The organism is Caballeronia jiangsuensis (genome assembly GCF_046030135.1).
GTDB classification, from domain to species: Bacteria; Pseudomonadota; Gammaproteobacteria; order Burkholderiales; family Burkholderiaceae; genus Caballeronia; species Caballeronia jiangsuensis.
In genome coordinates this window covers 1-1,684 of sequence record NZ_JAQQDB010000099.1, presented here as the reverse complement: position 1 = coordinate 1,684, position 1,684 = coordinate 1, and the positions used below count along the sequence as shown (strand labels likewise).

2 protein-coding genes are annotated in these 1,684 nt (G+C 54.1%); both read right to left on the bottom strand.

Annotation, left to right across the window (positions count from 1 at the left end; translation table 11 throughout):
* Positions 1 to 224 precede the first annotated feature (224 nt).
* Positions 225 to 737, bottom strand: coding sequence for a hypothetical protein (locus PQR08_RS38495; protein WP_250486397.1), 513 nt, complete (start codon positions 735 to 737; stop codon positions 225 to 227).
* Positions 738 to 789: 52 nt separating this feature from the next.
* A partial coding sequence (locus PQR08_RS38490; protein WP_408164457.1) for a DUF2345 domain-containing protein occupies positions 790 to 1,684 on the bottom strand: 895 nt, incomplete at its 5' end.

Here is a 1,684-nt window from a genome sequence, read left to right as displayed (position 1 = left end):
ACTGCCGTGAGGGCAAAACCGCGAAGCAATCGAATTGGGATTTTCATAAGTACTTTTCCCTGCGCAAATACGGAGCTAAATCAGAACCGTTTATTTCCATAACTTCCACCAGAAAACTTGCCAAGCTGAGATGCTTTCTTGCTTTTCGAAAGCCCGTCACCTTTTTGACTGAGATCGGGCCATTTCTGGATCATATTGAAGTCCGATCATTGCTTTCCACGCCCTTATTCTTTCTTCAAATAGATAACCGCGCCCAAATCAGAAAAAACGTAATAGCCGGCTGGCAGCCGTTCACTTCTCCCCCAATTTCCAAACTCAAAATCCTTCGGAATATAGAAGAACGCGTAACTACCGTAGCCTTGGTCGACGCGATCAATCTTATCTACTAAAAGACAAAGGGTCCCCTCTGGGAGGTCCCGCAAGGAATCGGGAAACGGTACTTTCCGAACGAAATATCTAACGGTGTCGTCATCCGATTTGAAGTCTCTGGATCTGAGCAACTGAGCCGTGTCTGTACTTTTCGTCCACTCCGCGCGGTCTCGCTCATGCAGCGAAACAGAATACTTCCAATCATCCCGAGTGATCCGAACAAATGGTTGACCCTCGTCATCGCTAAAAGCGAACACAAAAGTACCGGTCAGTACGTCAGCATCGCTGATCGCCTTTGCATGAGCTGGGTTGATCTGAGCTACAAGGACTGCAAAAAATAGGCAGAGAATTCCTAAGAAACGAATCATTTTTTCTGTCCGCGATAAAAGGCCGATAACGGAATAGCGTTCAATTCTATGGTTAGCGCGGCACCAATCCCGCGGCCTTCAGCAGACATTCGACGCAAATCTTCTTGTGCGATAGTTCGACCATCTGATCCTTCGGACCCGGCCATCCATGCGTCGACGCATGAGCGATGAATTTTCCCGTCGTCCCACTGACGATGCCGCTGGAATCCATGTTCAGGAAACTGCCGTTGACTTCGACCCGGAATTTCTTTGCCCGCAGCAGAATGTCGTCGCTTTCCAGCAGAATCTGCTTCTGGGCCCGCGCAACGATGGACTTCGTCAGGGCGTTCAATACGATGTCCCCCGCCGCCGAAGCAAGGTGCATAGGTCCGGCCTGCGCGAATATTCGAATGGTGTCGCGCACGGTCGCAAAAAAGCTACGTCCGCTGGCAATACCGATATGACCTTCCGTTGTGATTGCCGCCTGTTGCGACGCGATGTGAACCGTCGCGGGTGTCGTAATTTGCACACCCGCCTTACCGTCGATGACGAGGTGTGAATCCGACAGTTGTGGAAAGGAAGCGTCATCGCCCGCTGTCTCGCCTCGAATCTGCTTGTTTTGCGATGCTATGGTCTCGACGATCTCGGACTGGTGAGCGCCTGCGTCTTGCGCCTCGCTGTCTTGCGCGATACGCGTCAGCGCATCGTGCAACTGATGCGCGCTATCGAGACGGGCAGCCGTCTCGCTCATGTCTTTGGCGGCAGTTCCCGCACCACTGCGCGTCTCGGTCGTAATGAGCATGCCCCGATTCGCCCGCAGCACGCCCCACGCGTCCGTCGCGAGTTCCCACCCCAGCCCGCGCGCCTGCTGACGACCCGCTCGGTACTCGATGCGCGTGTTGTACCCCAGCACCAGCCGCGAGTTGGCCTGATCGCTCGCCACCTGAACCTGCTGCTGGCCGGGCGTG